The sequence below is a fragment of the Knoellia sp. Soil729 genome (genome assembly GCF_001427985.1).
Taxonomy (GTDB): domain Bacteria; phylum Actinomycetota; class Actinomycetes; order Actinomycetales; family Dermatophilaceae; genus Knoellia.
In genome coordinates this window covers 1,340,821-1,366,420 of record NZ_LMSA01000002.1, presented here as the reverse complement: position 1 = coordinate 1,366,420, position 25,600 = coordinate 1,340,821, and the positions used below count along the sequence as shown (strand labels likewise).

26 protein-coding genes are annotated in these 25,600 nt (G+C 69.6%); 7 read left to right on the top strand and 19 right to left on the bottom strand.

The genetic code is table 11. From position 1 onward, the window contains the following. Positions 1 to 108 precede the first annotated feature (108 nt). From ppsA to ASG74_RS11375, 7 genes are read right to left on the bottom strand one after another with little or no spacing between them, the layout of a single operon-like run. Entirely contained in the window at positions 109 to 2,514 is a 2,406-nt protein-coding gene (ppsA, locus tag ASG74_RS11405; RefSeq protein ID WP_056142984.1) for a phosphoenolpyruvate synthase, read from the bottom strand. Positions 2,515 to 2,537: 23 nt separating this feature from the next. Then, positions 2,538 to 3,395, bottom strand: coding sequence for a pyruvate, water dikinase regulatory protein (locus ASG74_RS11400; RefSeq protein WP_235498902.1), 858 nt, complete (start codon positions 3,393 to 3,395; stop codon positions 2,538 to 2,540). Between the two features lie 4 nt (positions 3,396 to 3,399). Next, on the bottom strand, positions 3,400 to 4,944 hold the full coding sequence (locus tag ASG74_RS11395) for an AMP-binding protein (protein WP_056142972.1): 1,545 nt from the start codon (positions 4,942 to 4,944) through the stop codon (positions 3,400 to 3,402). Positions 4,945 to 4,987: 43 nt separating this feature from the next. Further along, complete coding sequence (locus tag ASG74_RS11390; RefSeq protein ID WP_056142969.1) at positions 4,988 to 5,674, bottom strand: LutC/YkgG family protein; 687 nt, start codon at positions 5,672 to 5,674, stop codon at positions 4,988 to 4,990. Continuing rightward, entirely contained in the window at positions 5,671 to 7,152 is a 1,482-nt protein-coding gene (locus tag ASG74_RS11385) for a LutB/LldF family L-lactate oxidation iron-sulfur protein (protein WP_056142966.1), read from the bottom strand. The genes ASG74_RS11390 and ASG74_RS11385 overlap by 4 nt, the downstream gene beginning before the upstream one ends. Beyond that, positions 7,149 to 7,919 carry a (Fe-S)-binding protein gene (locus ASG74_RS11380; RefSeq protein ID WP_056142963.1) on the bottom strand — a complete coding sequence of 257 codons (771 nt, stop codon included), beginning with the start codon at positions 7,917 to 7,919 and terminating at the stop codon, positions 7,149 to 7,151. The genes ASG74_RS11385 and ASG74_RS11380 overlap by 4 nt, the downstream gene beginning before the upstream one ends. A gap of 31 nt (positions 7,920 to 7,950) precedes the next feature. Continuing rightward, the gene (locus ASG74_RS11375) at positions 7,951 to 9,012 is read right to left on the bottom strand and encodes an MBL fold metallo-hydrolase (RefSeq protein ID WP_056142961.1); all 1,062 of its coding nucleotides are present in this window, start codon (positions 9,010 to 9,012) and stop codon (positions 7,951 to 7,953) included. Between the two features lie 188 nt (positions 9,013 to 9,200). Between ASG74_RS11375 and ASG74_RS11370 the strand changes: the two genes are divergently transcribed. After that, positions 9,201 to 9,734: a hypothetical protein gene (locus ASG74_RS11370; protein WP_056142958.1), complete on the top strand. Its 534-nt coding sequence runs from the start codon at positions 9,201 to 9,203 to the stop codon at positions 9,732 to 9,734. A 71-nt stretch (positions 9,735 to 9,805) separates the two neighbouring features. Beyond that, positions 9,806 to 10,627 (top strand): SDR family NAD(P)-dependent oxidoreductase, encoded by an 822-nt coding sequence (locus ASG74_RS11365; RefSeq protein ID WP_056142955.1) that lies wholly within the window; start codon positions 9,806 to 9,808, stop codon positions 10,625 to 10,627. A 10-nt stretch (positions 10,628 to 10,637) separates the two neighbouring features. Here the strand turns inward: ASG74_RS11365 and ASG74_RS11360 are convergent, their stop codons facing one another. From ASG74_RS11360 to ASG74_RS11335, 6 genes are all read right to left on the bottom strand, one after another. Further along, positions 10,638 to 12,335, bottom strand: a complete 1,698-nt coding sequence (locus ASG74_RS11360) for an ABC1 kinase family protein (protein WP_235498901.1) — start codon at positions 12,333 to 12,335, stop codon at positions 10,638 to 10,640. Positions 12,336 to 12,631: 296 nt separating this feature from the next. Beyond that, a complete protein-coding gene (locus ASG74_RS11355) occupies positions 12,632 to 13,135 on the bottom strand; it encodes a 2'-5' RNA ligase family protein (protein WP_056142949.1) in 504 nt (167 codons plus the stop codon). Between the two features lie 44 nt (positions 13,136 to 13,179). Continuing rightward, positions 13,180 to 13,623: a hypothetical protein gene (locus ASG74_RS11350; RefSeq protein ID WP_056142947.1), complete on the bottom strand. Its 444-nt coding sequence runs from the start codon at positions 13,621 to 13,623 to the stop codon at positions 13,180 to 13,182. A gap of 63 nt (positions 13,624 to 13,686) precedes the next feature. After that, positions 13,687 to 14,157 carry an META domain-containing protein gene (locus tag ASG74_RS11345; RefSeq protein WP_082569668.1) on the bottom strand — a complete coding sequence of 157 codons (471 nt, stop codon included), beginning with the start codon at positions 14,155 to 14,157 and terminating at the stop codon, positions 13,687 to 13,689. A gap of 66 nt (positions 14,158 to 14,223) precedes the next feature. Continuing rightward, a complete protein-coding gene (locus tag ASG74_RS11340) occupies positions 14,224 to 14,799 on the bottom strand; it encodes a DUF488 domain-containing protein (RefSeq protein WP_235498900.1) in 576 nt (191 codons plus the stop codon). A gap of 3 nt (positions 14,800 to 14,802) precedes the next feature. After that, a complete protein-coding gene (locus ASG74_RS11335) occupies positions 14,803 to 15,015 on the bottom strand; it encodes a DUF2945 domain-containing protein (protein ID WP_056142941.1) in 213 nt (70 codons plus the stop codon). A 153-nt stretch (positions 15,016 to 15,168) separates the two neighbouring features. On the opposite strand from ASG74_RS11335, the gene ASG74_RS11330 reads away from it, so the two are divergent. Beyond that, complete coding sequence (locus tag ASG74_RS11330) at positions 15,169 to 15,636, top strand: hypothetical protein (RefSeq protein WP_056142938.1); 468 nt, start codon at positions 15,169 to 15,171, stop codon at positions 15,634 to 15,636. A gap of 62 nt (positions 15,637 to 15,698) precedes the next feature. On the opposite strand, the gene ASG74_RS17715 is transcribed toward ASG74_RS11330, so the two are convergent. The 4 genes from ASG74_RS17715 to dnaB all read right to left on the bottom strand — a co-directional run bounded on the left by ASG74_RS17715 (position 15,699) and on the right by dnaB (position 20,235). After that, positions 15,699 to 16,757 (bottom strand): nuclease-related domain-containing protein, encoded by a 1,059-nt coding sequence (locus ASG74_RS17715; RefSeq protein WP_235498899.1) that lies wholly within the window; start codon positions 16,755 to 16,757, stop codon positions 15,699 to 15,701. 419 nt (positions 16,758 to 17,176) lie between these two features. Beyond that, complete coding sequence (locus ASG74_RS11320; RefSeq protein ID WP_156465362.1) at positions 17,177 to 17,464, bottom strand: hypothetical protein; 288 nt, start codon at positions 17,462 to 17,464, stop codon at positions 17,177 to 17,179. Positions 17,465 to 17,753: 289 nt separating this feature from the next. Next, a complete protein-coding gene (locus tag ASG74_RS11315) occupies positions 17,754 to 18,572 on the bottom strand; it encodes a maleylpyruvate isomerase N-terminal domain-containing protein (RefSeq protein WP_156465361.1) in 819 nt (272 codons plus the stop codon). A gap of 289 nt (positions 18,573 to 18,861) precedes the next feature. Beyond that, entirely contained in the window at positions 18,862 to 20,235 is a 1,374-nt protein-coding gene (gene dnaB, locus ASG74_RS11310; RefSeq protein WP_056142925.1) for a replicative DNA helicase, read from the bottom strand. Between the two features lie 392 nt (positions 20,236 to 20,627). Here dnaB and ASG74_RS11305 point away from each other — a divergent pair, with 392 nt between their 5' ends. After that, positions 20,628 to 21,410 (top strand): thioesterase family protein, encoded by a 783-nt coding sequence (locus ASG74_RS11305; RefSeq protein ID WP_056142922.1) that lies wholly within the window; start codon positions 20,628 to 20,630, stop codon positions 21,408 to 21,410. 10 nt (positions 21,411 to 21,420) lie between these two features. On the opposite strand, the gene ASG74_RS11300 is transcribed toward ASG74_RS11305, so the two are convergent. Beyond that, positions 21,421 to 21,696, bottom strand: a complete 276-nt coding sequence (locus ASG74_RS11300) for a DUF2277 domain-containing protein (RefSeq protein ID WP_056143555.1) — start codon at positions 21,694 to 21,696, stop codon at positions 21,421 to 21,423. A 70-nt stretch (positions 21,697 to 21,766) separates the two neighbouring features. On the opposite strand from ASG74_RS11300, the gene ASG74_RS11295 reads away from it, so the two are divergent. From ASG74_RS11295 to ASG74_RS11285, 3 genes are all read left to right on the top strand, one after another. Continuing rightward, positions 21,767 to 22,141, top strand: a complete 375-nt coding sequence (locus tag ASG74_RS11295; RefSeq protein WP_056142919.1) for a YidH family protein — start codon at positions 21,767 to 21,769, stop codon at positions 22,139 to 22,141. Continuing rightward, positions 22,138 to 22,476, top strand: coding sequence for a DUF202 domain-containing protein (locus ASG74_RS11290; protein WP_056142916.1), 339 nt, complete (start codon positions 22,138 to 22,140; stop codon positions 22,474 to 22,476). The genes ASG74_RS11295 and ASG74_RS11290 overlap by 4 nt, the downstream gene beginning before the upstream one ends. A gap of 92 nt (positions 22,477 to 22,568) precedes the next feature. After that, on the top strand, positions 22,569 to 23,957 hold the full coding sequence (locus ASG74_RS11285; RefSeq protein ID WP_056142913.1) for an MATE family efflux transporter: 1,389 nt from the start codon (positions 22,569 to 22,571) through the stop codon (positions 23,955 to 23,957). 24 nt (positions 23,958 to 23,981) lie between these two features. Here the strand turns inward: ASG74_RS11285 and ASG74_RS11280 are convergent, their stop codons facing one another. Then, positions 23,982 to 25,514: a gamma-glutamyltransferase gene (locus tag ASG74_RS11280; protein WP_056142907.1), complete on the bottom strand. Its 1,533-nt coding sequence runs from the start codon at positions 25,512 to 25,514 to the stop codon at positions 23,982 to 23,984. Positions 25,515 to 25,600: the final 86 nt, after the last annotated feature.

The window sequence follows — 25,600 nt, the reverse complement described above, 5'->3', positions numbered from 1 at the left end:
ACCGGTTCCGCTGGTGGTTGGCTTCCTTTCACCGTATGCCGTGTGCCCACCCGAGGTGGGCCCGCGCGCCGACCGTTTCTGCCACGGGCGCGAAGGCCGCTCCCTCGGTCAGGCGCGCTTGGCCAGCCGCAGCCAGGTCTCGACGACCGTGTCGGGGTTGAGCGACATCGACTCGATGCCCTGGTCCACGAGCCAGTCCGCGAGGTCCGGGTGGTCGGAGGGGCCCTGACCACAGATCCCGACGTACTTGCCCTGTCGGCGGCAGGCCTCGATCGCGAGGGTCAGCATCTTCTTGACCGCAGGGTCGCGCTCGTCGAAGCCGCCAGCGACCAGTGCCGAGTCGCGATCCAGGCCGAGCGTCAGCTGGGTCAGGTCGTTGGAGCCGATCGAGAAGCCGTCGAAGTGCTCGAGGAAGGCGTCCGCGTTCACGGCGTTCGAGGGGACCTCACACATCATGACGACCTGGAGGTCGTTCTCTCCGCGACGCAACCCGTGCTGGCCGAGCAGGTCGATGACGCCCTCCGCCTCGGCGAGGGTGCGCACGAACGGGATCATGACCTTGACGTTGGTCAGGCCCATGTCGTCGCGCACCAGCCGCAGGGCCTCGCACTCCATCGCGAAGCACTCGGCGAAGTCGGGCGAGAGATAGCGGGCCGCGCCGCGGTAGCCGATCATCGGGTTCTCCTCGTCCGGCTCGTAGCGCCGGCCGCCCAGCATCCCGGCATACTCGTTGGACTTGAAGTCGCTCATGCGCACGATGACCGGCTCGGGTGCGAATGCGGCCGCGAGCATGGAGACGCCCTCGGCGACGCGCTTGACGAAGTAGTCGCGCGGGGAGTCGTAGGCGCCGATGAGCGCCTCGATCTCGGCCTTGATGTCGGGCTCCTGGTCGTCGAGCTCGAGCAGGGCGCGGGGGTGGATCCCGATCTGGCGGTTGATGATGAACTCGAGCCGGGCCAGGCCGATCCCCTTGTGCGGCAGGCGCGAGAACTCGAAGGCCTGGTCGGGGGTCCCGACGTTCATCATGATCTTGACGGGCACGTCGGGCATGTCGTCGAGCGCGGTCTCGGTGACGGTGAAGTCGCGCAGGCCGTCATAGACCAGGCCCGTGTCGCCCTCGGCGGCGGAGACCGTCACCTCCTGGCCGTCGGTGAGCGCGGTGGTCGCACTGCCGGTGCCGACGACCGCGGGGATGCCGAGCTCGCGGGCGATGATGGCTGCGTGGCACGTGCGGCCACCACGGTTGGTGACGATGGCGCTGGCGCGCTTCATGACCGGCTCCCAGTCGGGGTCGGTCATGTCAGCCACGAGCACTTCGCCGGACTGGAACTCGTGCATCGACTCGGCATCGGTGAGCACGCGCACAGCACCGGCGCCGATCTTCTGGCCGATGGCACGGCCCTCGACGATCACGGGTCCACGCTCGCCCATGCGGAAGCGGGTGAGGGTCGAGCCGGACTGACGCGACTTCACGGTCTCGGGGCGGGCCTGGAGGATGTAGAGCTTGCCGTCGACCCCGTCCTTGCCCCACTCGATGTCCATCGGACGGCCGTAGTGCTCCTCGATCTTGAGCGCGTGCTCGGCGAGCTCGAGGACGTCGGCGTCGGTGAGGCTGAGGCGGCTGCGGTCGGCGTCGTCGACCGGGACGAAGTCGATGGAGCGACCCACTGCCGAGTCCTGCGTGTAGACCATCTTGGTGGCCTTGCTGCCGACGCCGCGCTTAAGGATCGCGGGACGACCGGCCCGCAGAGCCGGCTTGTAGACATAGAACTCGTCGGGGTTCACGGCGCCCTGCACGACGGCCTCCCCCAGCCCGAAGCTGCTGGTGATGAAGACGGCGTCGGAGAAGCCGGACTCGGTGTCGATCGTGAACATCACGCCGGAGGAGCCGATGTCGGAGCGCACCATCCGCTGGATGCCCGCCGAGAGTGCGACCGAGTGGTGGTCGTAGCTGCTGTGGACGCGGTAGGCGATGGCGCGGTCGTTGTAGAGGGAGGCGAAAACCCGCTTGATGGCCAGCAGGATGTTGTCGATGCCGCTGACGTTGAGGAAGGTCTCCTGCTGCCCGGCGAAGGACGCGTCGGGCATGTCCTCGGCCGTCGCGCTCGAGCGCACGGCCCAGGTCACGTCGCCGTCGGCCTCGTCGACGAGCGTGTCGTAGGCCGTGCGGATCTCGCTCTCGAGGTCAGCCGGGAACGGCTGCTGCTCGACCGCCTCGCGGATGTCGGCGCCCGCGCTGGCCAGTGCCCGCGTGTCCTCGACGTCGAGGTCGGCGAGCATGCCGTTGATCCGGTCGGCCAGGCCTTCGTGGGACAGGAACCGCCGGTAGGCCGCGGCCGTCGTCGCGAAGCCGTCCGGCACGCGGACGCCGGCCTTGGAGAGGTGCTGGACCATCTCTCCGAGCGAGGCGTTCTTGCCGCCGACGTGCTCGACGTCGCCGAGGCCGAGCTCGGCGAACCACGCAATGTTGACGCTGTCGGAGGCGTGGGGGGCGTCGGTGGGAGTGCCGGTCATGGCGTTCCTTTGGTCGATCGGCCTCAGCCGAGATTGGACAGGCGACTGCTCTGCATGATGACTGCAGCCATCTCCTCCACCGACATCTTGGCGGAGTTGATGGACGGGACGCGATGGGCCCGGTAGAGCGCCTCTGCCCGGCGCAGCTCGAAGCTGCACTGGGCAAGGCTGGCATAGGTCGATCCGGGGCGGCGCTCCCCCCTCACCTGGCTGAGTCGCGCGGCCGTGGAGAGCAGCCCGAAACAGCGGTCCTGCAGGTGCGCGATCGGTCGCGGCAGGTTGTTGCCGTCGAAGTCCTCGTCGACGAGCGGGTAGTTCGCGACCTTGAGGCCGTGCTGGAGGGCGAGGTACATCGAGGTCGGTGTCTTGCCGCACCGGGAGGGGGCGATGAGGATGAGGTCGGCCTGGTCGAGATGGCGCAGGCTCGCACCGTCGTCGTGCTCCATCGCGTACTCGATGGCCTTCATCCGCTGGTCGTAGCGGGACGCGTCACCCACCCCGTGCAGGGAGGCGACCGAGGAGTGCGCGGCGTTGACGTGCAGCACCCGCTCGACCGTGTCGAGGTGGGTTCCGAACAGGTCGATGAAGGCGCACTGCGTGCGTTGCAGCTCCTGCCGGATCTGCTGGTCGGACACCGACGAGAAGACGAGCGGCGTCACCGAGTCGGTCTTCGCCGCGTCGAGCTTCTCCACGACCGTCTGCGCCTGCGCGACGGTGACGATGAACGGGAACTTGCGCCGGGCGAACCTCAACCCCGGGAACTGGGCGATGATCAGGTTGCCCAAGGTCTCGGCTGAGATGCCCGTACCCCCGGCGACGAAGAAGACCGGCGTGGCCTCCTCCTCAGTGCCCACATCGCCGCCCACCTGGTCGATGGCCACGGGTTCAGTTGACCTGCCGGTCGCGCCCGGCCCAGTAGGGCTCGCGCAGCTTGAACTTCTGGAGCTTGCCCGTGGCGGTGCGCGCCAGCTCGTCGCGGAACTCCACGGTCGTCGGCGCCTTGTAGCTCGCGGCCTTGCTCTTGCAGTAGGCGATGAGGTCGCTCTCGCTCAGCTGTGAGCCGGGGGTGCGCACGACGAGCGCGAGGATCGTCTCGCCCCACTTGGGGTGGGGGATGCCGATGACTGCGACCTCGGCGACCTCGGGGTGCCCGAAGACCACGTCCTCGACCTCGACCGAGCTGACGTTCTCGCCACCGGTGATGATGACGTCCTTCTTGCGGTCGGAGATGACGAGGTAGCCCTCCTCGTCGATGTGGCCCCCGTCGCCGGTGTGCATCCAGCCGTCACCCTGCGTGCGCTCGGTCTCCTCGGGCTGGTTCCAGTAGCCGCTGAGCACGACGTTGGACTTCGCGAGCACCTCGCCGTCCGGCGAGATCCGCAGCGTCACGCCCACGGCCGGGACGCCGGCGCGGATGAGCTTGGCGGCGCGCTCCTCGGCGGAGAGGTCGTCCCACTCGGCCCGCTTGCGGTTGACCGTGAGCAGGGGCGAGGTCTCGGTCATGCCATAGATCTGGACGAACTCCCAGCCGAGCTCGGCCTCCATGCGCACCACCGTCTTGGTGGGCGGCGGGGCACCGGCGACGACCACGCGCACCGTGTCCCGACCGGGGATCTCGCCCTCCCACGTGGCCGCGGCGTCGAGGACCGCGTTGATGACGGCGGGCGCCGCGCACATGATCGTCACGCCGTGGTCGCGCACCCGGCGCAGGATCTCGGCCCCGTCGACCTTGCGCAGGACGATGTTGGGGATGCCCAGGCTGGCCGTGACGTAGGGCATGCCCCAGCCGTTGCAGTGGAACATCGGCAGCGTGTGCAGGTAGACGTCGCGGTCGGTCACGCCGAGGTGCAGGCCCATGGTCGCCGCGTTGACCCACAGGTTGCGGTGGGTCAGCTGCACCCCCTTGGGGCGAGCGGTGGTTCCTGAGGTGTAGTTGATCGTGGCCGTCGCGTTCTCGTCCGCCTGCCACTCGCGCGGCTCCCGTATGCCGTCCGCCCCCGCTGGCGCGAACAGCTCGTCGTCGTCTCCCAGCACGAACGTGTGCTCACAGGTCACGCCCTCGAGCGCCGGTGCGACCTCGGGGTCGACGAAGAGCACCCGGGCGCCACTGTGGTCGACGATGAACTGGACCTCGTCCACCGAGAGCCGGAAGTTCACCGGGACGAGGACGCGGCCGGAGCCGGAGACGCCGAAGAGGGCGGTGTAGAGGCGGGCGCTGTTGTGCGACACCATCGCCACGCGCTCCCCCACCTCGATGCCGAGGTCGTCGAGCCTGACGGCGATGGCCTTGGCGCGGGACGCCACCTCGCTGTAGGTCAGCTTCCCCAGGGAGGCAGCCGGCTGGTCGGGCTCGTCGACCACCCCGACGCGGTTCGGATAGACGGCGGCCCCACGGGCCAGGAAGTCGGCGACGGTGAACGGGACGATCATGGGGTGGCCTCCCTGGCGACGGTGCGGCGGTGCGCTCGCCACATTAGTCCGGCCCCACGAGGACGACGACGAGGGTTCGTGGGCCGTGGACGCCCTCGACCCGCTGGAGCTCGATGTCGCTCGTCGCGCTCGGTCCACTGATCCAGGTGAGCGGCTGGCCGCGGTGCGGTGCCGCGCCGAGTCGGGCCACCGCCTCGGGCACATCCGGGACGACCTGGTCGGCGCGGATGACGCACAGGTGGGTGTCGGGCACGAGAGTGAGCTCACGCCGGCCCTGGTCGCCGCTGTGGTCGAGGACGATCGTGCCGGTCGCGGCAATCCCGAGGGCACAACCGGTGACGACCGCATCGATGACGTCGAGGGCCTGGGGCGAGTGCGCCTCGGACTCGGGAACCACCTCGAACGCCTCGCCCAACGCCTCGCACCAGGACCCGTCCAGCCCGGAGGGCAGCACGACCGAGCGCAGCCCAGCAGAGCGCAGGGCCGAGACGACGGTCGCAGCGACGTCCGGCTCCCTCGTGCGCAGGACGGTCGCCCGGTAGTCGGCGACGTTCTCGACAAACAGCTCCAGCGTCCCCTGCTCCCCGCCCGACTCATTGCCCGTTTGGCCACCTCCCAGCGACGGTTCGTCGGCCGCGGAACTGGCCACACGGGCAAGAAGTCGGGGTTCAGTGGTGATGTCGGAGGTCGCGGAGCGGACCCGGGCGAGGATGTCGTCGCGCGCGCTCATCGCTGCTCCTCCTCCTGCGTGCCCGACGTCTCGCCGCGCTCGCGGGCCCACCACTGGCGGAAGGTCTCCGTCGGCGGGCTGGGCACGTTGCGGGCGTCGGTCCAGGCACCGAGCCCCGGGACCTTCGTGATCGTGCGCTTGCCGAGAAGCCTGCCCGCGGTGGTCGCGCCCTTCTGGGCGACGGCCAGCCGCCGCGGGTCCGACAGCACCCACGCCGCGGCCTTCATCGCGGCGGACTCGGCCCGGTGGCCGCCCTGCTCGGCGACGGTGCCGCGCAGCTCGACGAGCAGCTCGGGGATGTTGATCCGCACGGGACACGCATCGAAGCAGGCTCCGCACAGTGACGAGGCATAGGGCAACGACTGGTCGATCTCGCTCGCGGTCCCGCGCAGCTGCGGGTTGAGCACCGCCCCGATGGGGCCGGGATAGACCGACCCGTAGGCGTGGCCGCCGGTGCGCTCGTAGACGGGGCACACGTTGAGGCAGGCGGAGCACCGGATGCACCGCAGCGCCTGTCTGCCCAGCGCATCCGCGAGGACGTGGCTGCGGCCGTTGTCGAGCAGGATGACGTGCACCTCCTGTGGCCCGTCGCCCTCGTGCACCCCCGACCACATGGTCGTGTAGGGGTTCATCCGCTCCCCCGTGCTCGAGCGCGGCAGCAGCTGGAGCATCGGCGCGAGGTCGTCCCACGTCGGCAGGACCTTCTCGATGCCGACGACCGAGATGAGCGTCTCGGGCAGGGTCAGGCACATGCGTCCGTTGCCCTCGGACTCGACGACGACGAGCGTGCCCGTGTCGGCGATGGCGAAGTTGGCACCCGAGACCGCGACCCTGGCGCGCAGGAACTTCTCACGCAGGTGCAGTCGCGCCGCCTCGGCCAGCCGCGCCGGGTCGTCGGTGAGGTCCGCGGGTGCCGGTCGCCCGAACTCGCCCATCTGGCGCAGGAAGACGTCGCGGATCTCGGTGCGGTTGCGGTGGATGGCCGGGACGAGGATGTGGCTGGGCCGGTCGCCGAAGAGCTGCACGATGAGCTCGGCGAGGTCGGTCTCCCAGGCGCTGATGCCGGCCTCCTCGAGGGCCTCGTTGAGCTCGATCTCCTGCGTGGCCATGGACTTGACCTTGACGACCTCGTCGACCTCCTTGGAGCGGGCGATGTCGACGACGATGCGGTTGGCCTCGTCGGCGTCGCGCGCCCAGTGAACGACCGCCCCGTTCGCGGTCAGGCTTTCCTCGAGCTGCTCGAGGTAGTCGCCGAGGTGGTGCAGCGCCTCGTCCTTGGCGTCCGCGCCGGCCACCCGCAGGGCCTCCCACTCGGGCACCTCCGCGACGACCGACGCGCGCTTGGCGCGGATCGTGTGCGTCGCGTTGTGCAGGTTGGCCCGCTGCTGCGTGTTGGCCAGGGCCTCGTGCGCGGCCTTCGGGAACGCCGGCATGCCGACGAACGTCGGGGACGTCTCCTGGACCGGTGGGGTGCTCATGCGGGGTCCTCCTCCGTCGAGGCAAGGATCTCGGCGAGATGCATGCGGCGTATGCCGGAGTGCTGCCTCCCGAGGATCCCGCCGATGTGTGCAAGGCAGGAGTTGTCACCGGCCACGAGGACCTCCGCGCCGGTGTCGGTGACGTGCCGCGCCTTGTCCGTGCCCATGGCGACCGACACCTCGGCGTTCTTGACCGCGAAGGTCCCGCCGAAGCCGCAGCACTCCTCGGCGCCCTCGAGCTCCACCAGGTCGATCCCCCGCACCGCGCGCAGCAGCTGCAGCGGCTTGTCGCCGACCCGCAGCATGCGCAGTGAGTGGCACGTCGGGTGGTAGGTGACGCGGTGGGGGAAGGAGGCGCCCACGTCGGTCACGCCGAGGACGTCGACGAGGAACTCCGACAGCTCGTACACCCTGGGCCGCACCTGCTCCACCTGGGAGGCCAGGCCCGGGTCGCCCGCGAGGTGGGCGATCATCGGGTGCTGCTCGCGGACCGAGCCGACGCACGAGCCCGAGGGCGCCACGACCGCGTCGTAGCCCGCGAACACGTCGACGAAGCGACGCACGAGCGGAACGGCCTTCCCGGCATACCCGGTGTTCGTCATCATCTGGCCACAGCAGGTCTGGTCCATCGGGAACTCCACCGTGACGCCGAGCCGCTCGAGGAGCCGCACGGTGGCCCTGGGTGTCTCCGGCCACATCGTGTCGTTGAAGCACGTGGCGAACAGGGCGACGCGCAGGTCGGTGACCGGAGGCTTCGTTGCCGTCATGGGTACATCAAAGCGCGGCGCGGCGGTGATGTCAGGGGACCAGCGCGAAGACCACCCCGTCTGCGGTCTCCTCGCGGGTGACCAGACCACGGGCGACCAGGAGCTCGAGGTGGGCCTTGGTCTCCTGCGCGGCCAGGCCCTGGTTGAAGATGTCGAGCTCGCCGAAGGAACGCTCGTGCCGGGTCCAGCCGAGCTCGTGCGCGACGTCGAAACCGGTGGCGGCTCCGTGACGCAGGGCCGCCAGGCTGAGCGTGAGCCGGTGCTCGTGGTGGGCGAGCAGCTCGTCCACTCGGGCGTGCGAGGACGGCGCGACCGGTCCGTGGGCAGGCAGCAGGCGCAGGTCCGGCAGCGACCGCACCTTGGTCAGCGACGCCATGAAGTCGCTCAGCGGGTCCACCGGTGCCGGAGCCGTGAAACCGATGGACGGCGTGATGGTCGGCAGGACGTGGTCCCCCGCGAACAGCACCTGGTCGGCGGTGTCGGCGAAGACGAAGTGGCCCGGCGTGTGCCCGGGCGTGTGCACCGCGTCAAGGGTGCGGGCCCCCACCGCGATCGTGTGGTCGCCCTCGAGCCAGGAGTCGGGGTACCTCCACATGGCGGGGTCTGGCGCACCACTGCCCAGCGCACTCCAGCGCTCGACGAGGTCCCCTGCACCGGCACTCACGAGACCACGCAGGATCGCCTCGTGGCTGGAGCCGTCGCCAGTGCGCAGCAGGTCCAGGGCGGGCCGTTCGTCGGCCCCGAGCGCGACCTGCGCCCCGTGCTCGGCACCGACCACCGCGGCCATCGTGTAGTGGTCGCGGTGCACGTGTGTCACGAGGAAGCGCCGGATGTCACCGAAGCCGGCCCCGATCTGCCGGAGCGACTGCTCCAGGACCGAGCGCGCCGTCTCGATCGCCCAGCCGCCGTCGATGAGGACCAGTCCCTCATCGGTCTCGAGGACATAGACGTTGACCGCCCTCAGGCCGTCGAGCGGCAACGGCAACGGAATACGGTGTATGCCGTCCGCGACCTTCCATGCCCCCTGGTCTGACCAGTGCTGACCAGAGTCCGGGGAGACCGCGTTGGCGGTGGACACGTCAGGGGAGGTCATGGGCCGATCGTAGGGGTCGGGCGCCGACGCCCCTTCGCCCCCGGGTCCGCCTGCGGCGCAGTGGTTCCCCTTGTGCCGTCGGCAAGCGTCGACCGGCGGTGGCTCCGCCCCTCTCCCGCGCTGGGACACGCTCGCCGTCAACGGCCTACGCAGGGCGCCGGAGCAGTTCCTTTGGCAGACTTCACCCAGTGCTCACCCCGACGGACGACAGCCAGCGGCGAGGGGGAAGTCTGCTGCGCGAGCACCAGGCAGAGCTGGCTGCTCACGGGGAGGGTGACTCGAGCGCGACCGTCGACGAGCTGCTGCAGCGGTTCGACATCCCGCGCGAGGACCTCGAGGCGTGGGAGGCCACTCGCAACATGTGGGCCGGAGCACCGCTCGCCTCAGACGAGGAGGCGAGCGTGGACCACCTCCTCGACGTCCTGGCCTCCCTGCATGCCGAGCTGGAGGCGGCGCTGGAGTGCGAGGGCAAGGACCGTGCCGTGCGGCTGAGCATCCATGACGCCATCGGGTGGATCTGCTCCACCTGGTCCCAGGTCCCGGCAACCCGCCACGAGACGACCTCGGACGTCATCCTCAGCTACTCAGCCGCGCCGGGCAGCTGGCTGTTCCACGCGGCGGGGATCCCACCCGAGGAGGTCGAGCACGTCAGCCCGGGCGCCGTGGAGATCGTCGCCATCCTCGCGGCGGCCCGAGGCGCGCACCTTCCTCCCCGCCACTGACGCATGCGACCTCGCGGCGATCTGCGAGAGTGCGACAACGGACTTCCCACGGACCCACAGAGAGCCTTCGCATGCCTGAGCAGCAGACCATCGTCATCACGGGTGCCAGCGACGGCATCGGCGCCGCGTCGGCAGGCCAGCTCCGGGCCCTGGGCCACGAGGTCGTCCTCGTCGGTCGCTCACCGGAGAAGACGGCCGCGGTCGCCTCACGGTGGGACGCTCCGTGGCACGTGGCCGACTTCGCGGACCTCGACCAGGTCCGGACGTTGGCCATGGACCTGCTGGCCAGCCACCCGCGCATCGACGTGCTGGCCAACAACGCCGGTGGGCTCTTCGGTCAGGAGAGCACCAAGGACGGTTTCGACAAGACCTTCCAAGTCAACCACCTGGCGCCCTTCCTCCTCACGCACCTGCTCATGGACCGGCTCGTCGAGTCCCGCGCGAAGGTGATCCAGACGTCCAGCGCCGCCCACCGGCTGTTCGGCCACCTCGACCTCGACGACCTCGACAACGCGAAGAGCTGGAGCGCCAACAAGGCCTACGGCGACGGCAAGCTGGCCAACGTGCTGTTCACCCGGGAGCTGCACCGCCGCTTCTCCGAGCAGGGCATCGCCGCGGCCGCCTTCCACCCCGGTGTCATCCGGACCAACTTCGCCAACGACACGCCGAGCCTCATGCGCTTCGTCTACCGCACCCCGCTGTCGCGCTTCCTGACCGACGTGGAGACCGGTGGCGGGCGGCTCACCTGGCTCGCCGCGGGCACGCCCGGCTTCACGTGGGAGCCGGGCAGGTACTACGAGAACAACAAGCCCGGCAAGGTCAACCCGCAGGTCGGGGACCCTGCCCTGGCCCAGGGGCTGTGGGAGCGCAGCGAGGCACTGCTCGGCCTCTGAGCCGACCTGGTCACTCCATGCCCGGGGGCGACTGCCGCCGCTCGGGCGCCCGGGCCACCTTGCGGTCGGTGGCGATGATCCAGGCGGCCAGGACCACTGCGCCGACGGCGGCGAGGAGGAAGAAGAAGATGGCGATCCCCGGGTAGCCCAGGATCGTCCAGGACGAGGGCACCCGCATCATGAACGAGGCGCCGATGAGCGTGGCCGCGATGATGAGGCCCAGCGTGAGCCGGTTCGCCATCCGTTGCAGGACGAGGTGCAGGCGCTCCTCGTCGATCGCGTTGACCCTGACCGTGAACTCTCCGTCGGCCATGGCGTCGAGGATCCGGTTGGCGCGCTTGGGGAGCTGGGCGGTGAAGTTCTTGGCCTCGATCGCTGCGGACAGCAGCCCTGCCGGCGAGGTCTTGAGCCCGGAACGGAAGATCTGGCTGACGTTGTCACGGATCGCCTCGGCCGGCGCGAAGTCCGGGTCCAGGTGGCTGGTCGTCTGGTCGAGGTTGAGCAGGGCCTTCCCGATCATGGACATCTCGGCCGGCGGACGCAGGCCATGGGTGCCCGACAGCCGGCTGAGGTCCACGAGCACGGTGCCCACCTGCAGGTCGGGCCCGCTCGCCACCGCCTCGGACACGAGGTGGCTCACGTCGTCGCGGAAGGCCGCGGCGTCGTACCCCTCGATGGGGTGACCCATGGAGGCGAGGATCGTCGCCGTCTCCTCGCCGTCGCCCTCGCTGATGGACAGGAGGAGCTTGACGACCTCCTCCTGGATCCGCGGCGGCACCGACGCGGTCATGCCCAGGTCGAGCAGCGCCAGGCGTCCGTCGTCGGTGAGCAGCAGGTTGCCGGGGTGCGGGTCGGCGTGCAGGACCCCGCGGTCGAGGATCATCCGCAGGTAGGCGGCGAAGAGCTGCTCGACGATGGGGCGCGCCTCCACGTCGAGGAGCCCGAGGCGACCCACATCGGTCACCTTGCGGCCCTCGATGCGCTCCATCGTCAGGACCCGGCTCGTCGTGTAGTCCATCGTCGGCTTCGGCACGACGAGCAGGTCGTAGTCCGCCGTCAGCTCCCCGAAGAGCTCGAGGTTCTTGGCCTCTCGGCGGTAGTCCAGCTCGCCCGCCAGCGACCGGCGGAACTGGCTGAGCAGCTGGCCGAAGCCGAAGCGTCGACCGGCAGAGGTCCGCCTGTCGGCGAGGCTCGCGAGGCGGGCGAGGACCTCCATGTCGTCCCGCACTGTCTCGCGCACACCCGGACGCTGCACCTTGACGACGACCTCTCGTCCGTTGCGGAGCGTCGCGGCGTGCACCTGACCGAGCGAGGCTGCGGCGAGCGGCTCGGTGGAGAAGTCACTGAACCGGTCCTCGATGCGGGCACCGAGCTCGGACTCCACCACCTCACGGATCTCCTCGAACGGGATCGGCTCGACCGAGTCCTGGAGGCGGCCCAACGCCGTCGTGTAGGCGGCAGGGAGCAGGTCGAAGCGGGTCGAGAGCAGCTGCCCGAGCTTGACGAAGGTGGGGCCCATCCGCTCCAGGTCGGTCGCGAACTGCTCCGCGGTCGGGACGTCCTCCGTGGCGACCTCCGCGTCCTCCCCGGCGCTCGGCTCACCGACGGCGAACTCGTCGAGCTGGGCGCCGGACACCAGGTCCGAGCGACCGTAACGGGTGAGGAGACGGACCAGGTCGGCATACCGGCTGTTCAAAGGACTGTGCACGGGGGTCATCCTGCCCTGCGCCGGTCTCATCCCGGCGAGGTGGCGGCTGTGCCGTTCACGCGCCGGTCATCGGAGGAACAGGTTGAGTCCCACGGTCAGCAGCACGGACAGCGCCAGGGAGATGAGGATCATGACGAGGCATCCCGCGCTGCCACCGACGGGACGGATCTGAACCGGACTCATGCCATCACCCTGCCACGAGAAGCGCGCGGCCTCCTCCACCAGGAGCCCGGTTTCCGGGCCGGTGTCGTGCGAGCGAACTGACCGTATGCCGTGCCGCCGACACCACGCCGCGCTCACGTCAGGGTCGTGGTCCGGCGGGCGTCGCTGTCCCAGTGCCGCAGGACGGCTGCGGTGCCGTCGTGACCCGGGACGCGCAGCAGGGCCAGCGCGTCGCCGACGCGGCTGGGCGGGATGCAGCGCGCGAGGGTGACGTGCGGAACCCATCGACCCGGGGCCGTGAGCGGCGTCGGGTTCGCACCGCTCACACGCACGGCCGCGTCGTGGAGCTGCACGAGGCGCAGGTCCACCACGACCAGTCGGGCGAGCACGATGCGCCGGCCGGGGAAGGCGATGGCCGGCCCCAGCCGGACCGGCATCGGGAGCAGGGAGGCGAGTGCCGGGCCGATCTCGTCGTCCGTGGCGGGGAGGTGGTCGGCTGCGAGCACGGTGACGTGCGGCGCGTTGGTCTCACCCGTGTGGTCGGCCTGGCTCGGGAACCCACTCTCCCGCAACGCCGCCCACTCCGCACGCACGACGGCATCGGTGTCGTCGTCGAGGAGGAGCTCGAGTGCCTGCATGGCTCCATCGTGCCGGGGGACCGGGTGATCGGAGGGTGTCCGTGTCAGGCGTGCTGGCAGCCGGGGCACCAGAACATCCGCTGGCGGCCCATCAGCACCACGCGCACGGTCATGCCGCACACGTGGCAGGGCTGACCTGCTCGGCCGTAGACGGCATACCGCACCTTCTGGTCGGTGAGCAGCGCACCGATCGGCCTTCGGGAGTTCTGGATGCGGCGCCTGGCGACGTCGGGCTCCGCATCCTCACGGAGCGGATCCGGACCAAGGCGCGCGCGCAGGGCCAGGACCCCGTCCTCGTCGAGGAGCTCGCAGACCGCGGGGTCGGTGACCTCGGCGTGGTGGGACGCCGACAGGAGCCGCCACGCAACGTTGCCGTGGATCGGCGGAGCAGTGCGCGGGTAGGGCCCGTCGAGCGCACGGTGGTGCCGCCGGACGGAGACCGCACCGTCCATGGCGAGGTGGAGGTGGACCGTGAGCGGCACGTCCACCGCGGAGACGAGGAGGTGGACACCAAGGGGGCTTCGTGCGGCATCGTCGACCGCGATGCCGGCTCAGCGCCGGATGAATCCGATCCAGCCGGCGTCGGTGTTGAGGCTGAACATGTCTCCCTCGGTCGAGCCCTTGAGCTGGACCTGGGCGCGGTCGGAGACGAGCGCCGTGAGCCAGGCCTCATGGGCCGTCACCTCCGGCGGGCAGGCCATCCTGGTCGTGGCGACGCCGTGCTCGGACCGGAGCCGACGGTCCTTCACCGTCACGGTCGCACTCATCCGGTTGCACCCCACGTCGAAGCGGAGCAGGTCACCCTCCACGTCCAGGGTCACGGGCACGGTCCACGGGGTCGAGCCGTCGTAGGCGAACCCGGCGCTCGAGACCCACTGGCCCTGCACGGGCTCGAGCGAGTCGAGCCAGCCCGCACCATCGTCGGACGCGGTCACGAGGGTGAGCCGGACGGCATACAGGGCACCGACGAGCACGAGCAGGACCGCAGCCGCGACAGCCACCCACTTCGCCCGGAGTCTCATGCAGTTCAGACTGCCGGGGAACACGTCCGGTTCCCTGTACCCCCCAGTCAATCCGCGAGGTCAGGGTCAGGCGTCGGGTGGCCCGGCCGGGTAGGTCAGCTCACCGTGCTCGCCCACAGTGGGGGTCGCGCCCCACTGGCCGAGCACGTGCAGGCGCGCGTCGCCGCCGGTCACCAGGTGCTCGACCTTCCAGCCCTGCGCGGTGAGGGTGTTGGAGATGAGGAGGCGGTGGCACCGCCAGGGCATCGGTTCGCCGCACATGATCGCCACCCGACGCGTCCGGGCGGTCGTGGTGAGGTCGTCGATGGCGCTGCGGTAGGCGTCGGTGAGCGTGTAGTCGGCGTAGTTCTTGAAGCTCGCGTTCTGCCACCCCCCGTTGATCTCCGGGTCGACGTCCGGCGCGTCCTGACGTCGGCGTCGGCCGCCCAGCTCGGGGAGCCACACGTAGTCGATGCCGTTCTCGGGCAACCACTCCGACATCGCGTCACTGCCGAACTGCGGGTTGCGCCGTGAACCGGGGTGGGCGCGCACGTCCGCGAGCAGCTCGATGCGGTGCTCGTCCAGGGGTGCGAGGAAGTCAGGGATCGGGCAGGTCCAGTGGCCGATCGTCCAGATCTGGGGTGAGTCGTCCTTGGGTGCCAATGATCAGTCGATCTTGTGCAGCGCGCCGCTCTTGTGCATGGCGACGTGGTCGGTCTTGTCGCTCTTGATCTCGAACTGGGGATCCTCGGGGGAGCAGCGACGCATGCGCCCCATGAACTCGGTGTCCTTGACGTGCTTCGCGGTGATGACGCCGGTGACCTCTCCTGCTTCGGAGTTCCATCGCACGTGGTCGCCGATGGCGAAGTCCTTGCTCATGGTCGTCTTCCTTCCGGATCTGGCTGCTCGGTGCCCGTGGTTGTGCCTGGTCCTCAGCATGCCTCACGCGCAGACCGTCTCCCGGGGTCTGATGCCAAGCGATCGTGCACTCCTCACGACGTCGCTCGCGCTGGCAGGTCTAGGTTGGGCGGCATGAGCCAGCTGGTCGACTTCAAGGACGTGTCCACGCAGGGTCTGGAGAGCTCGCCGGTGGCCCGAGCGCTCGCGGGCCTGCGGGCGAACGAGGCGCGCTACTTCAAGAACAAGTACGACCACGACTTCACCGTCGAGCAGGCGAGCGACGCTGCGGACGTCGTCGACTGGGTGGCCCGGATCCTGCGCGAGGAGCGGGACATCGTCATCGCCTCACCGCCGCTGGAGGCTGCGGTCGCGAACGTCGACGGCATCCGGTGGGTCCACGTCTTCTACGAGTCCGGCCTTGCCGTCAACGTGCTCTACACGCTCGAGGAGGGCGGGAAGCGAGCGGTGGGCTTCAAGCTCTCCGAAGGCATGGAACCGCCGCAGGAGCTGTCGGCGTTCAAGTGGGCTCGCCAGAAGTCCAAGCTCGCCGGCACCATCCGCGGCACCTACTTCGTCATCAAGGGCAGCTACCTGCCCTGACACCGGCTCGCCCTTGCCTCCCCCGACCTCCGAGGGGTGTGCAACGGAAGGGGTCGACTCGCCTACCGCCAGGTCGTGGAGCGCCGCGCCGCCTCGTAGATCGCATCGATGCTCTCGGGTGCAAGGATGTCCCCGTGCCGCAGGAGCCAACGCGCGACCTGCATGCGCGGGGTGACGGACACTCCCTCGGGCTGGGCCTTGATCACCACGTCGCTGGCGTTGACCGTCACAATGAGGCCTTCGACGTGGACGGGGAAGCCGCACGTGCCGGTCAGGATCTTCGCAGCGCGCTGGGCCTCGTGGCGAGCGTTGCGAACGTAGGGCTGCTTGGCCCCGTTGACCATGAACGTGTTGCCGCCGACCCAGATCTTGGCGCCGGGGTGATGCTTGGCGTTGGCTGTGAACACGCCACCGGGACCGATGACGATGTGGTCGATGTCCGAGCCGCGGTCGCCCACCGGGATGGCGTGCAGGAACCGCCAGCGTGGGTCCTTACTGGCAACCTTGGCGAGCTGGGCGGCGACCTTCTCCTCGCCGTCGGCACCGATGCGCCAGGCCCGTTCGCTCGTATGGACCCCAAGGACGCGCGCCAACACCGTTTTGACGGGCGCGGAGTCACGGGCGACCTTGGCGCGTTCGCGGGCTTCGGCTCCCGCAGCGTTGGTGGGGAGGTCCACCCATGGCCGGACGGGCTGGACCACGAGGGCCTCCTGCGCAGCGATGGGCACCCCCACGGCAGAACCGTCGGCGGCGACCACGTCGCTGTTGTCCGTCCACAACTCGGCGAGCTGCGGGTGCGCCACCTCGGCGATCCCGTGCTGTCCGGTTGCCGGTATACCGGAGGGGCCGGGCTGGAGACGCGGCCGGTCCTTGTTGACGTCTGTTCCTGCGGCCTCGACCAAGGAGCCGACTGCCGGCGACTGTGAGGGCGCCAGCCCGGCTGACGATCTCCACGTGGTGACTGCTGCCAGCAATGTGGCCTCGTACTCCGGCGCCTCGGCCTCCCCCGTATTCGTCACGAGATCCCAGAAGCCGATCTTGGTGCCTTCCGGGGTCTCGACGTACAGGCGGTCCTTGCCGTACCGGCGCCACCGCTTCACCACGAGGTCCTGATCGCTCACGCAGAGATCATCGACGGGTGCACAGCGCTCCTGCAGGCGTTACGCGAAAATTCGCCGTTCAGGACTTGCGACGCGTCCGGACGAAAACATACGAACGCTGATCGAGCCATGGCCGGAACGGACACTTTTCACGGGTGGCGCGACTTCTACCCTGAGCGCAGGTTGTCGGCGTCTCAAGAAGTGGAGCGCAGCATCGAGGGGCCGCGTCAGCTGCTCCGGGATGTCGAGCGCGCATGCCACGTCTCGCCGTGGCTCTCTTCGGGGTGAGGCCAGCGGCTCGGTCCGACGCCGCCACGGCGGAGGACTCAGGGATCCTCCCGGCAGAGGCGCCGACAACCGACTGAAGGACAGCCGAAGCAGACGCCAACCCGCAGGGGTCCCGTCATGGTTGACGGGACCCCGCTGTTGCGGTGTGTCGGTCAGTTGCCCCTGCACAGGCCCAAAGTGCCAGGTGCGCCCTTGGGCAGGCCGTAGTACTTCCAGGAGTCCGCTGCGGTCTGCACCTGTGACGCGAGCTGGCCTTCGAGCGGGTCCATGTCGTTGAGTCCGCTGGCTGCACATGCTGAGTGTGCGTGGTCGAGCGCACCGGTCGTGTTGGTGCTGCCCACCGTCCCGGGCGGCCCCTTGATCTCACCGGCAAGCGCAGGGCCCGCTGACACACCGGCCAGGGCGAACACACAGGACGCCACTGCGAGTAATCGCTTCATCGTCGATCCTTCCTCTGTCGTGGCGAGGGATTCGCTACGACTCGTCCGGGAGTGGACGTCGGGTGGCGCCCGAACCTCATGGTGGTCCTGCACGCTTGGGGCCCGCCATGGGCCGGATGAGCCCCGCGAACTGAGCAACGCGGGCCAGCCCGCCTTGGCGGCCACTCGGCGGGCATTGGATGGCTCTCACGTCCCGCGTGGGGGGACGTCCTGTGAAGCGACACGTCAGTGTCACCGCAAGCGACATGGACTGCCGCCGGTGACACCTCATGTCGCTTTTCCACAGGCGTCAAACGAGGATGCCTCGGATGCGCAGAAGCGGCTCGCGAAAACGCTCGGGCCCTGCCCACGCGAGATCCTCTTGGCGCAGTCTCCCTCCGGTGAGCCACCGCCAGCCTGTGTCGGCATCGAAACACGCTTCCGCATCGGGGCTCTCAACCCCACCCGCCGAAAGGACCCAACGTCCATCACCTTGGCAGGTGAGGGTCCACACGCCACCTTGGGTCAGGTCAATGACGATCGTCGAGGCAGGCTCTGCGTCCTCGCGGTATTGGTGTGGCAGCGCCCAGACGAAGGTCCGGAGCACGAGGGGCAGGAACCGGTCGCGATATTCGTCCACACGACCAACGGCTTCGCGAATCTGCATCTGGTGGACCCAGCGCTCGGTCAGGTCCTGAGCGATGTCGAACCAGACAGGAACCGCGCCGTCACTCGCCCAGGCAACGCGGCCGAAGCCGCGCAGGTCCATGCTTCCGTAGTACGCATCCATTTGCTGCCCGGACCATTCCAGCAACCCGATGACCACCGTTCGGCTGAGGCCAGCGGCGCCTTCCACCCATTGCTGGTTCTTGGCGGTTAATGCGGCCACGAACCCGCCGGGTTCGTCGGTCCTGAGTGAGCCCGACTGGTCACGGTCCCGACCTCGCGACAACCATCCGAGGTCGTCGTCGAGTAGGTGGAGCGCGAGTTCCTTCACCGTCCACTCAGTCGCAACGCTGGGCCGGGACCACTCCTCATCAGTCAGGTCGGAAAGGAGCGTCAACAGGTCGCACCGTTCCTCGGGCATGAGCGGGCGAACGTCCAACACCGGAGCGCTCATCAAGTCCATGTGCCGATTCTGGCGCACCAGGGGACAGGTCAACCGGCGGAGACGAGTGCCGTGACCGGAGAACGGGCGGATGGCCAGGAACACACCGACCTCCGAGGATTGGGCATTTGTGGCTGTCCCTGTGGAGAAACGACACGTAGTGGCACGGGCGACACACCCTGTCACTTATCCACACTCAGCGGTGGCACTGATACGCCGTCACTGGTGACACTCAAGTGTTGTCACCGGTGACACTGGATGTCGCAACTGGTGACACTGAAATGTCGGCTCACAGGACGTCAGCCTCGCGTCAGAAGCCGCCGTCCCGGGCCATATTGCTGAACCGGCTGTAATGCCCCTGAAACGCCAGCACGATGTCGGCGGTCGGACCGTTGCGGTGCTTGGCCACGATCACATCTGCCTCGCCGTCCCGCTCCGGATCGGAGCGGTCGCGGTGGAGCAGGATCACCATGTCGGCGTCCTGTTCGATCGAGCCTGACTCGCGAAGGTCGGACATCTGGGGGCGCTTGTCGGTGCGCTGCTCCGGACCACGGTTCAGCTGCGAGATCGCGATGACCGGCACCTCGAGCTCCTTGGCCAGCAGCTTCAGCGCACGCGAGAACTCGGCGACCTCCTGCTGGCGCGACTCGACCTTCTTGCCGGAGCTCATGAGCTGGAGGTAGTCGATGATGACCATTCGCAGGTTGTGCTGCTGCTTGAGCCGGCGGCACTTGGACCGGATCTCCATGAGCGACATGTTGGGCGAGTCGTCAATGAAAAGAGGGGCGTCCGAGATCTTGCCCATGACACGGGCCAGCTTGTTCCACTGCTCCTGGCCCTTGAGGCCCTTCCGGAGGTCCTGGAGCTGGATGGTGGCCTCGGCGGAGAGGATGCGCATCGTGATCTCGGTGCGGCTCATCTCGAGCGAGAACACGGCGGTCGCCATGTTGTGCTTGATCGCCGCCGCGCGAGCGATGTCAATTCCCAAGGTCGATTTTCCTACGGCCGGTCGAGCCGCGATGACGATCATCTGGCCGGGGTGCAGCCCGTTGGTCAGGGTGTCGAGCTCGAGGAAGCCGGTGGGGACACCGGTCAGGTCGTCGGTGCGGCCAGCCGCGGCCTCGATCTCCTCCATCGTCGCGTTGAGCAGCTCGCCGAGCTGGTGGTAGTCCTCGCCGCCACGCTTCTCGGCGACCGAGTAGACCTCGGCCTGCGCGCGGTTGACGATCTCGTCGACGTCACCCTCGCCTTGGCCGTAGCCCATCTGCACGATGCGCGTGCCGGCCTCGACGAGGCGCCGCAGGACGGCCCGCTCATGAACGATCTCGGCGTAGTAGCCGGCGTTGGCCGCAGTCGGCACCGACTGGATGAGCTGGTGGAGGTAGGCCTGCCCACCGACACGGGTCAGGTCGCCGCGCTTGCCCAGCTCGTCGGCGACGGTGATCGCGTCGGCCGGCTCGCCACGGCCATAGAGGTCGAGAACCGCGTCATAGATCAGCTCGTGCGCGGGGCGGTAGAAGTCCGTGGACTTCGTCACCTCGAGGCAGTCGGCGATCGCGTCCTTGTTGAGCAGCATCGAGCCGAGGACGGACTGCTCGGCACCGAGGTCCTGGGGAGGAAGCCTGTCGTCGGGGGGACCGTCGCTCGAGCCGGTGTAGCTGCTGCTGAGCTCCGCGATCGACACCCGCCGCCCCTTCCATATCAAGCACTCGTCTGCCGTGTGGCCACTTCATCAGCGAGCACTGACAGCGCTCACGGGTCCACGATCTGCACACGTTAGGCGCCTGCGCTCAGGCCACGAAAACGGGGTTGGGGACAACCTGTGGACGGCTGGTGCAAAACGCCCGGCCGCGTTGTGCACAGCCCGTGGACAGCCCTGTGGACAAGCGCGCAGCAGCACGTCGCGCAAGGCTGTGACGTGCAGTTTTACCATTCACCGGGTGTGCGCAAAAGAAACTTTCGGGCGTGTCTCATCCACATGGCCCATGTGGCTCAGACGCCTACCACCCGCCAGAATTCCCCGTCAAGACCCTTCGCCTACCCTGTAGTAGACAGGTCGTGGGACAAGATCTGTCCATGGCCTACTTCGAGCGCACCGGCGCCTCCTCCTTCGTCGCCACCGAGCACACCGGCGGGGCCTGGGTCCAGCAGGAGCAGCACATCGCCCCGGCCCTGGGACTGCTCGCCCACGTCGTCGAGACCGACCGCGGCGAGCGCCGCCCGGAGCGCCCCGAGGAGGCCCTGGCGCTCGCGCGGCTCTCCTTTGACATCCTCGGCACCCTTCCGGTCGCCGACGTCGACACCACCGTCACCGTGCTGCGCCCGGGCCGAACCATCGAGCTCGTCGAAGCCACGCTCAGCCACGGCGGGCGTCCCGCGGTGATCCTGCGCGCGTGGCTCCTCCAGTCCCGCGACACCGCCACCATCGCCGGCACGGCCACCGGCCACCTCCCGTCGCCCGAGGCCACCCCTGCCTGGGACCCCACGACGGTCTGGCCCGGTGGCTTCATCCAGACCGCACACCTGCGCCGGACCCAGATCGCCCCAGGTCGAGCCCAGTTCTGGGTGCGCACCGACGAGCCCCTCGTGGCCGACGAACCGGTCTCACCGACGGCGGCAGCCGTGGGCCTGCTCGACATCGCCAATGGCATGACCGTGCGGCAGGACCCCACCACGGTCGCCTTCCCCAACGTCGACCTCACCGCTCACCTAGTGCGCGCCCCCCGCCCGGGGTGGCTCGGCTTCGACACCACGGTCACCTTCGGGGACAACGGCGTCGGCCTGACGAGCAGCGTCCTGCACGACGAGAACGGGCTGATCGGCAGCCTCAACCAGATCCTCACCGTCCGCCCGAGCTGAGCCCAGGACGTCAGCCGGCTCGGCCGTACCTCTCCGCCGACCGGGCCCGCGCCCTCGCCGCCTCGACCTCGCGGTCCTTGGGCGGCGCCGCCGTCACGAGGTGGTCGAGCAGGTGCTGGGTCGCGTCCGCAACCTCACGCACCGCAGCGTCGAACGCCTCCTGGTTGGCCTGTGAAGGCTTGGTCGACCCACTGACCTTGCGCACGTACTGCAGCGCTGCGGCATACACCTCGCTGTCCGTGGCCGGCGGCTCGAAGTTGTGCAGCTGACGGATGTTTCGGCACATGCCTTCAGCGTATGCCGCCCGCTCGCCTCCCGACAGAGCGTCACGAGCCGTGGTGGCTAGGGTCTGGTGCATGCCCGATGCCACCTCTTCGCACGCTCGCCTCATCCTCGGAGGCGGCGAGGAGCCGGACCCTCGGTTCACGCTGGCGAACGAGCGAACCTTCCTCGCGTGGATCCGCACCGGGCTCGCCTTCGTCGCCGGCGCTGTCGCGATCGAGGGGTTCAACCTCGACCTGGACGAGGCGACCCGCACCATGCTCGTCGTCCTGCTCATCTGCATCGGCGTCGCGGTGGCGCTCGGAGCGGGTGCCCGCTGGCTACGGGTCGAGCGCGCGATGCGGCAGGGGCGCCCGCTGCCCTTCCCGATCCTGGTGCCCTTCCTCGTCATCGGGTCGGTGCTCGCCGCGACCGCGCTGCTCGTCCTCGTCACCCTGAGGTCGCCGTGACCCAGGCACCGCAGGCGCCCCTTGGCCGCAACGACCCGGGACTCCAACCCGAGCGCACGTCGCTCGCGTGGCAGCGCACCTCGCTGTCCTTCGTCGTGGTCTCGCTCTTCTTCCTGCGCTGGGCCGGCGACCACGGCGCCCTCGTGGCGGTGGTCGTGGCCGCCGCGTCCCTCACCGGGGCGGCCACGTTCTTCCACACACGCGTGCGCCTCTCGCGGATTGCGCACCACTTCCCGTCACCGGGCCTCGAGCCCGCCACCACCGAGGTGTTCGCCGTGTGCGCCGCCGTGGTCCTGCTCGGCGCGACGGCGCTCTGGGTCACCCTCACCACCTGACGTTCGACTTATTGCCCGTTGGGAGAGTTGCGAGGGCAGCGAGCCACTCTCCCAACGGGCAATAAGTCGTTCTTGACAGCTAGGTTCGCGGTGTGCCAGACGAGACAGCCGACCACCTCGGGAAGGAGACCCCGAGCCAGCACCGGGAGGTCCTGCGTCTCGCGCTCCCCGCGTTCCTCGCCCTCGTCGCCGAGCCGCTCTTCCTCCTCGCCGACTCGGCGATCGTCGGACACCTCGGCACCCCGCAGCTCGCCGGCCTCGGCGTCGCGAGCGCCATGCTCCTCACGGCGGCCAACCTCTTCGTCTTCCTCGCCTACGGCACGACCTCGGTCGTGGCGCGTCAGCTCGGCGCCGGCAACCGTGACGGCGCGATTGCCGCGGGCATCGACGGGACCTGGCTTGCATTGGGGCTGGGTGCCGTCACTGCAGTGCTCGTCGCGGTGTTCGCCGGGCCGATCTGCCGGCTCTTCGGCGCCTCACCCGAGGCACTGGGGCACGCGGTCACCTACTTGCGCATCTCCGCCATCAGCATCCCGGCGATGCTCGTCGTGCTCGCCACGACGGGGGTGCTGCGCGGGCTCCAGGACACCCGGACGCCGCTCCTCGCCAGCGGCCTGGGCTTCACGAGCAACATCGCCCTCAACCTCCTCTTCGTCTACCAGTTCCACTGGGGCATCGGCGGGTCCGCGCTCGGCACCGTCATCGCTCAGACGGGCATGGCCGCCGCCCTCGTCTGGGTCCTCATGCGCGAGGCCGGACGCCACCACGTCGCGCTGCGCGCCCATCCCGGTCGCATCCTCGCCGCCGCACGCACCGGCATACCGCTGCTCATCCGCACGATGGCGCTGCGCGCCGTCCTCCTGACGACCACGTGGGTCGCCGCCGGGCTCGGTGACGTCCCGCTGGCGGCCTACCAGGTGTCGGCGACGATCTGGTCCTTCCTGGTCTTCGCGCTCGACGCGATCGCGATCGCGGCCCAGGCGATCACCGGCAAGACGCTGGGGGCTGGTGACGTGGAGCGAACGCGTTCTGCGACAACGCTGATGGTCCGCTGGGGCATCCTCAGCGGGGTTGCGCTGGGCATCCTCGTGCTGTTGCTGCACACGACCCTTCCTCGGCTCTTCACCAGTGACCCAGCGGTGCAGTCGGCGATTGCCGCCGCCCTCATCGTCGTCGCCCTCTCACAGCCCCTCAGCGGCTACGCGTTCGTCATCGACGGGGTGCTCATCGGCGCCGGTGACGGCCGGTGGCTGGCCCGGGCCATGCTCGGCAACTTCCTCGCCTACCTCCCGCTCATCCTCGGCGTGCACCTCATGGGCGACTGGCTGCTCTCGGACGACGGCAGCGGCGGCACGCGTGGCACGGACAACGCGGTCACGTGGCTGTGGCTGGCGTTCACCGCCTTCATGGCGATCCGCGGGGTGCTCATGTGGGCCCGCGTCCGCACCGACCACTGGATGGTCACGGGCGCCACCCGCTGAACCCGACTCGAGGGGAAGGGAGCCTCAGGAGACGGCGACGGCGGCTTCGCGCCGAGGGTCCCCGGCCGCACGCAGCCGGCCGTCGCTGTCGCGGTAGGCCGCACCCACTCCGCCGAAGTACATCGACAGCTCGCCGTGGTCGAGGCCGTGCAGGCCGGCCCGGGCGACCGCCGCCGAGAGCTCTGGGCTCGCCTCGTGCTCGACGCCCGCCTCCCCTGACTCCTCGAACCGCACGTGCAGCCGTGGCGCCTGCACCGCCGCGTCGAGGTCGGCTCCACCGAGGCAGAGCTGGGCGAGCACCTGCATGAGCGCGGTCGTGATCCGGTCAGCGCCGGGCGAGCCCACCGCGAGCACCCGCCCGTCACCGGCCCGGGCGACGGTCGGAGCCATGTTGGACGCCAGCCGCGTGCCCGGCGCGAGGGCGTGCAGCCCCAGCCGGTTGAGCTCGGGCTCCCCGAGCGCGTTGTTGAGCAGCAGCCCCGTCCCGGGGATGGTCACGCCCGACCCGTAGCCGCTCGACATCGTCACCGCGCACGCCAGACCGTCGGAGTCCACCGCCGACACGTGCGCCGTCGACGCCGACGTCGGCAGGCCGGCGAGGCCGTGGCGCTCGACCGAGGCCAGCAGCGCGTGCCCGTCGGCGTCGAGGTCGCGCGAGCGGTCGAGCACCTGCTGCCGGTAGGCCAGCACCGCCCACTGGATCCGCAGGATGTCGTCCCACGTCGGCTTCCCGGACCGCTGGAGCTCCCCGAGCATGACCGCCAGCAGCGGTCCCCCGACCGACGGTGGGGGGTTGAGTGCGACGTCCCACTCGCCCAGCGCGCGCCGAACCGGTTCGCGGACGACGACCTCGTATGCCGTGAGGTCGGCTTCCGTGACCAACCCCCCGTGCGTTGCCATCTCGGTCGCGAGCGCCCGCCCGAGCTCACCGGTCGTGAGGAGCGAGGCGCCCTCGCGAGCGATGGCCGTGAGCACGACGGACAGGTCGGGGTTGCGTGCCAGGTCGCCTGCCACGAAGGGTTCCCCGTCAGCCCGGCGAGTGATGGCGTGGGCACCGGGGTCCTGGCCGAACAGGGGGTCGGCGACGAACCCCAGGTACTTCGCGGCCGCCCCACCGATGGGGTAGCCGTCGCGGCAGACCTGGGCCGCCGGTGCCACGACCGCGGACCACGGCTGGGAGCCGAAGCGCGCCACGGCGCTCTCGCACGCCGACAGGGCGCCGGGCACCGCGACCGAGCCGGGCCCGGCATACATCGTCACTCCTCCGCCGTAGTCGGTGACGACCTCGCGGACCCCACCACCGAAGACCGAGCGCGCGAGCCCAAGGCCCGGCATCGCGACGTTGCCGTCGATGACGACGGGTGAGCCGGACGCGGGCCACACGGACACGAAGGCCGCCCCGGCGAGGCTGACGATGCCGGGCTCGGTGCTCATCGCGGTGATCGCCGCCGCGATGGCGGCGTCCACCGCGTTCCCGCCGTCCGCCACGACGAGCTGACCGGCCGCCAGAGAGGCCGGACCGGTCGCCGCGATCGCCACCCGCCTCGTCGCCGTCATGATCCGCATCCTCGCACCCACCCCCGCCTTGTGTGCCTGAGCGCGACCCAGGACTCGCGCTCAGGCACACAAGGCACGGGTAGCGT

Coding starts and splice junctions, on each gene's coding strand:
- ppsA (WP_056142984.1), bottom strand. CDS start 2,514: ATGACCGGCACTCCCACCGACGCCCCCCACGCCTCCGACAGCGTCAAC.
- ASG74_RS11395 (WP_056142972.1), bottom strand. CDS start 4,944: ATGATCGTCCCGTTCACCGTCGCCGACTTCCTGGCCCGTGGGGCCGCC.
- ASG74_RS11390 (WP_056142969.1), bottom strand. CDS start 5,674: ATGAGCGCGCGCGACGACATCCTCGCCCGGGTCCGCTCCGCGACCTCC.
- ASG74_RS11385 (WP_056142966.1), bottom strand. CDS start 7,152: ATGAGCACCCCACCGGTCCAGGAGACGTCCCCGACGTTCGTCGGCATG.
- ASG74_RS11380 (WP_056142963.1), bottom strand. CDS start 7,919: ATGACGGCAACGAAGCCTCCGGTCACCGACCTGCGCGTCGCCCTGTTC.
- ASG74_RS11375 (WP_056142961.1), bottom strand. CDS start 9,012: ATGACCTCCCCTGACGTGTCCACCGCCAACGCGGTCTCCCCGGACTCT.
- ASG74_RS11365 (WP_056142955.1), top strand. CDS start 9,806: ATGCCTGAGCAGCAGACCATCGTCATCACGGGTGCCAGCGACGGCATC.
- ASG74_RS11355 (WP_056142949.1), bottom strand. CDS start 13,135: ATGCAGGCACTCGAGCTCCTCCTCGACGACGACACCGATGCCGTCGTG.
- ASG74_RS11345 (WP_082569668.1), bottom strand. CDS start 14,157: ATGAGACTCCGGGCGAAGTGGGTGGCTGTCGCGGCTGCGGTCCTGCTC.
- ASG74_RS11335 (WP_056142941.1), bottom strand. CDS start 15,015: ATGAGCAAGGACTTCGCCATCGGCGACCACGTGCGATGGAACTCCGAA.
- ASG74_RS11330 (WP_056142938.1), top strand. CDS start 15,169: ATGAGCCAGCTGGTCGACTTCAAGGACGTGTCCACGCAGGGTCTGGAG.
- ASG74_RS11320 (WP_156465362.1), bottom strand. CDS start 17,464: ATGAAGCGATTACTCGCAGTGGCGTCCTGTGTGTTCGCCCTGGCCGGT.
- ASG74_RS11315 (WP_156465361.1), bottom strand. CDS start 18,572: ATGGACTTGATGAGCGCTCCGGTGTTGGACGTTCGCCCGCTCATGCCC.
- ASG74_RS11305 (WP_056142922.1), top strand. CDS start 20,628: ATGGCCTACTTCGAGCGCACCGGCGCCTCCTCCTTCGTCGCCACCGAG.
- ASG74_RS11300 (WP_056143555.1), bottom strand. CDS start 21,696: ATGTGCCGAAACATCCGTCAGCTGCACAACTTCGAGCCGCCGGCCACG.
- ASG74_RS11295 (WP_056142919.1), top strand. CDS start 21,767: ATGCCCGATGCCACCTCTTCGCACGCTCGCCTCATCCTCGGAGGCGGC.
- ASG74_RS11280 (WP_056142907.1), bottom strand. CDS start 25,514: ATGACGGCGACGAGGCGGGTGGCGATCGCGGCGACCGGTCCGGCCTCT.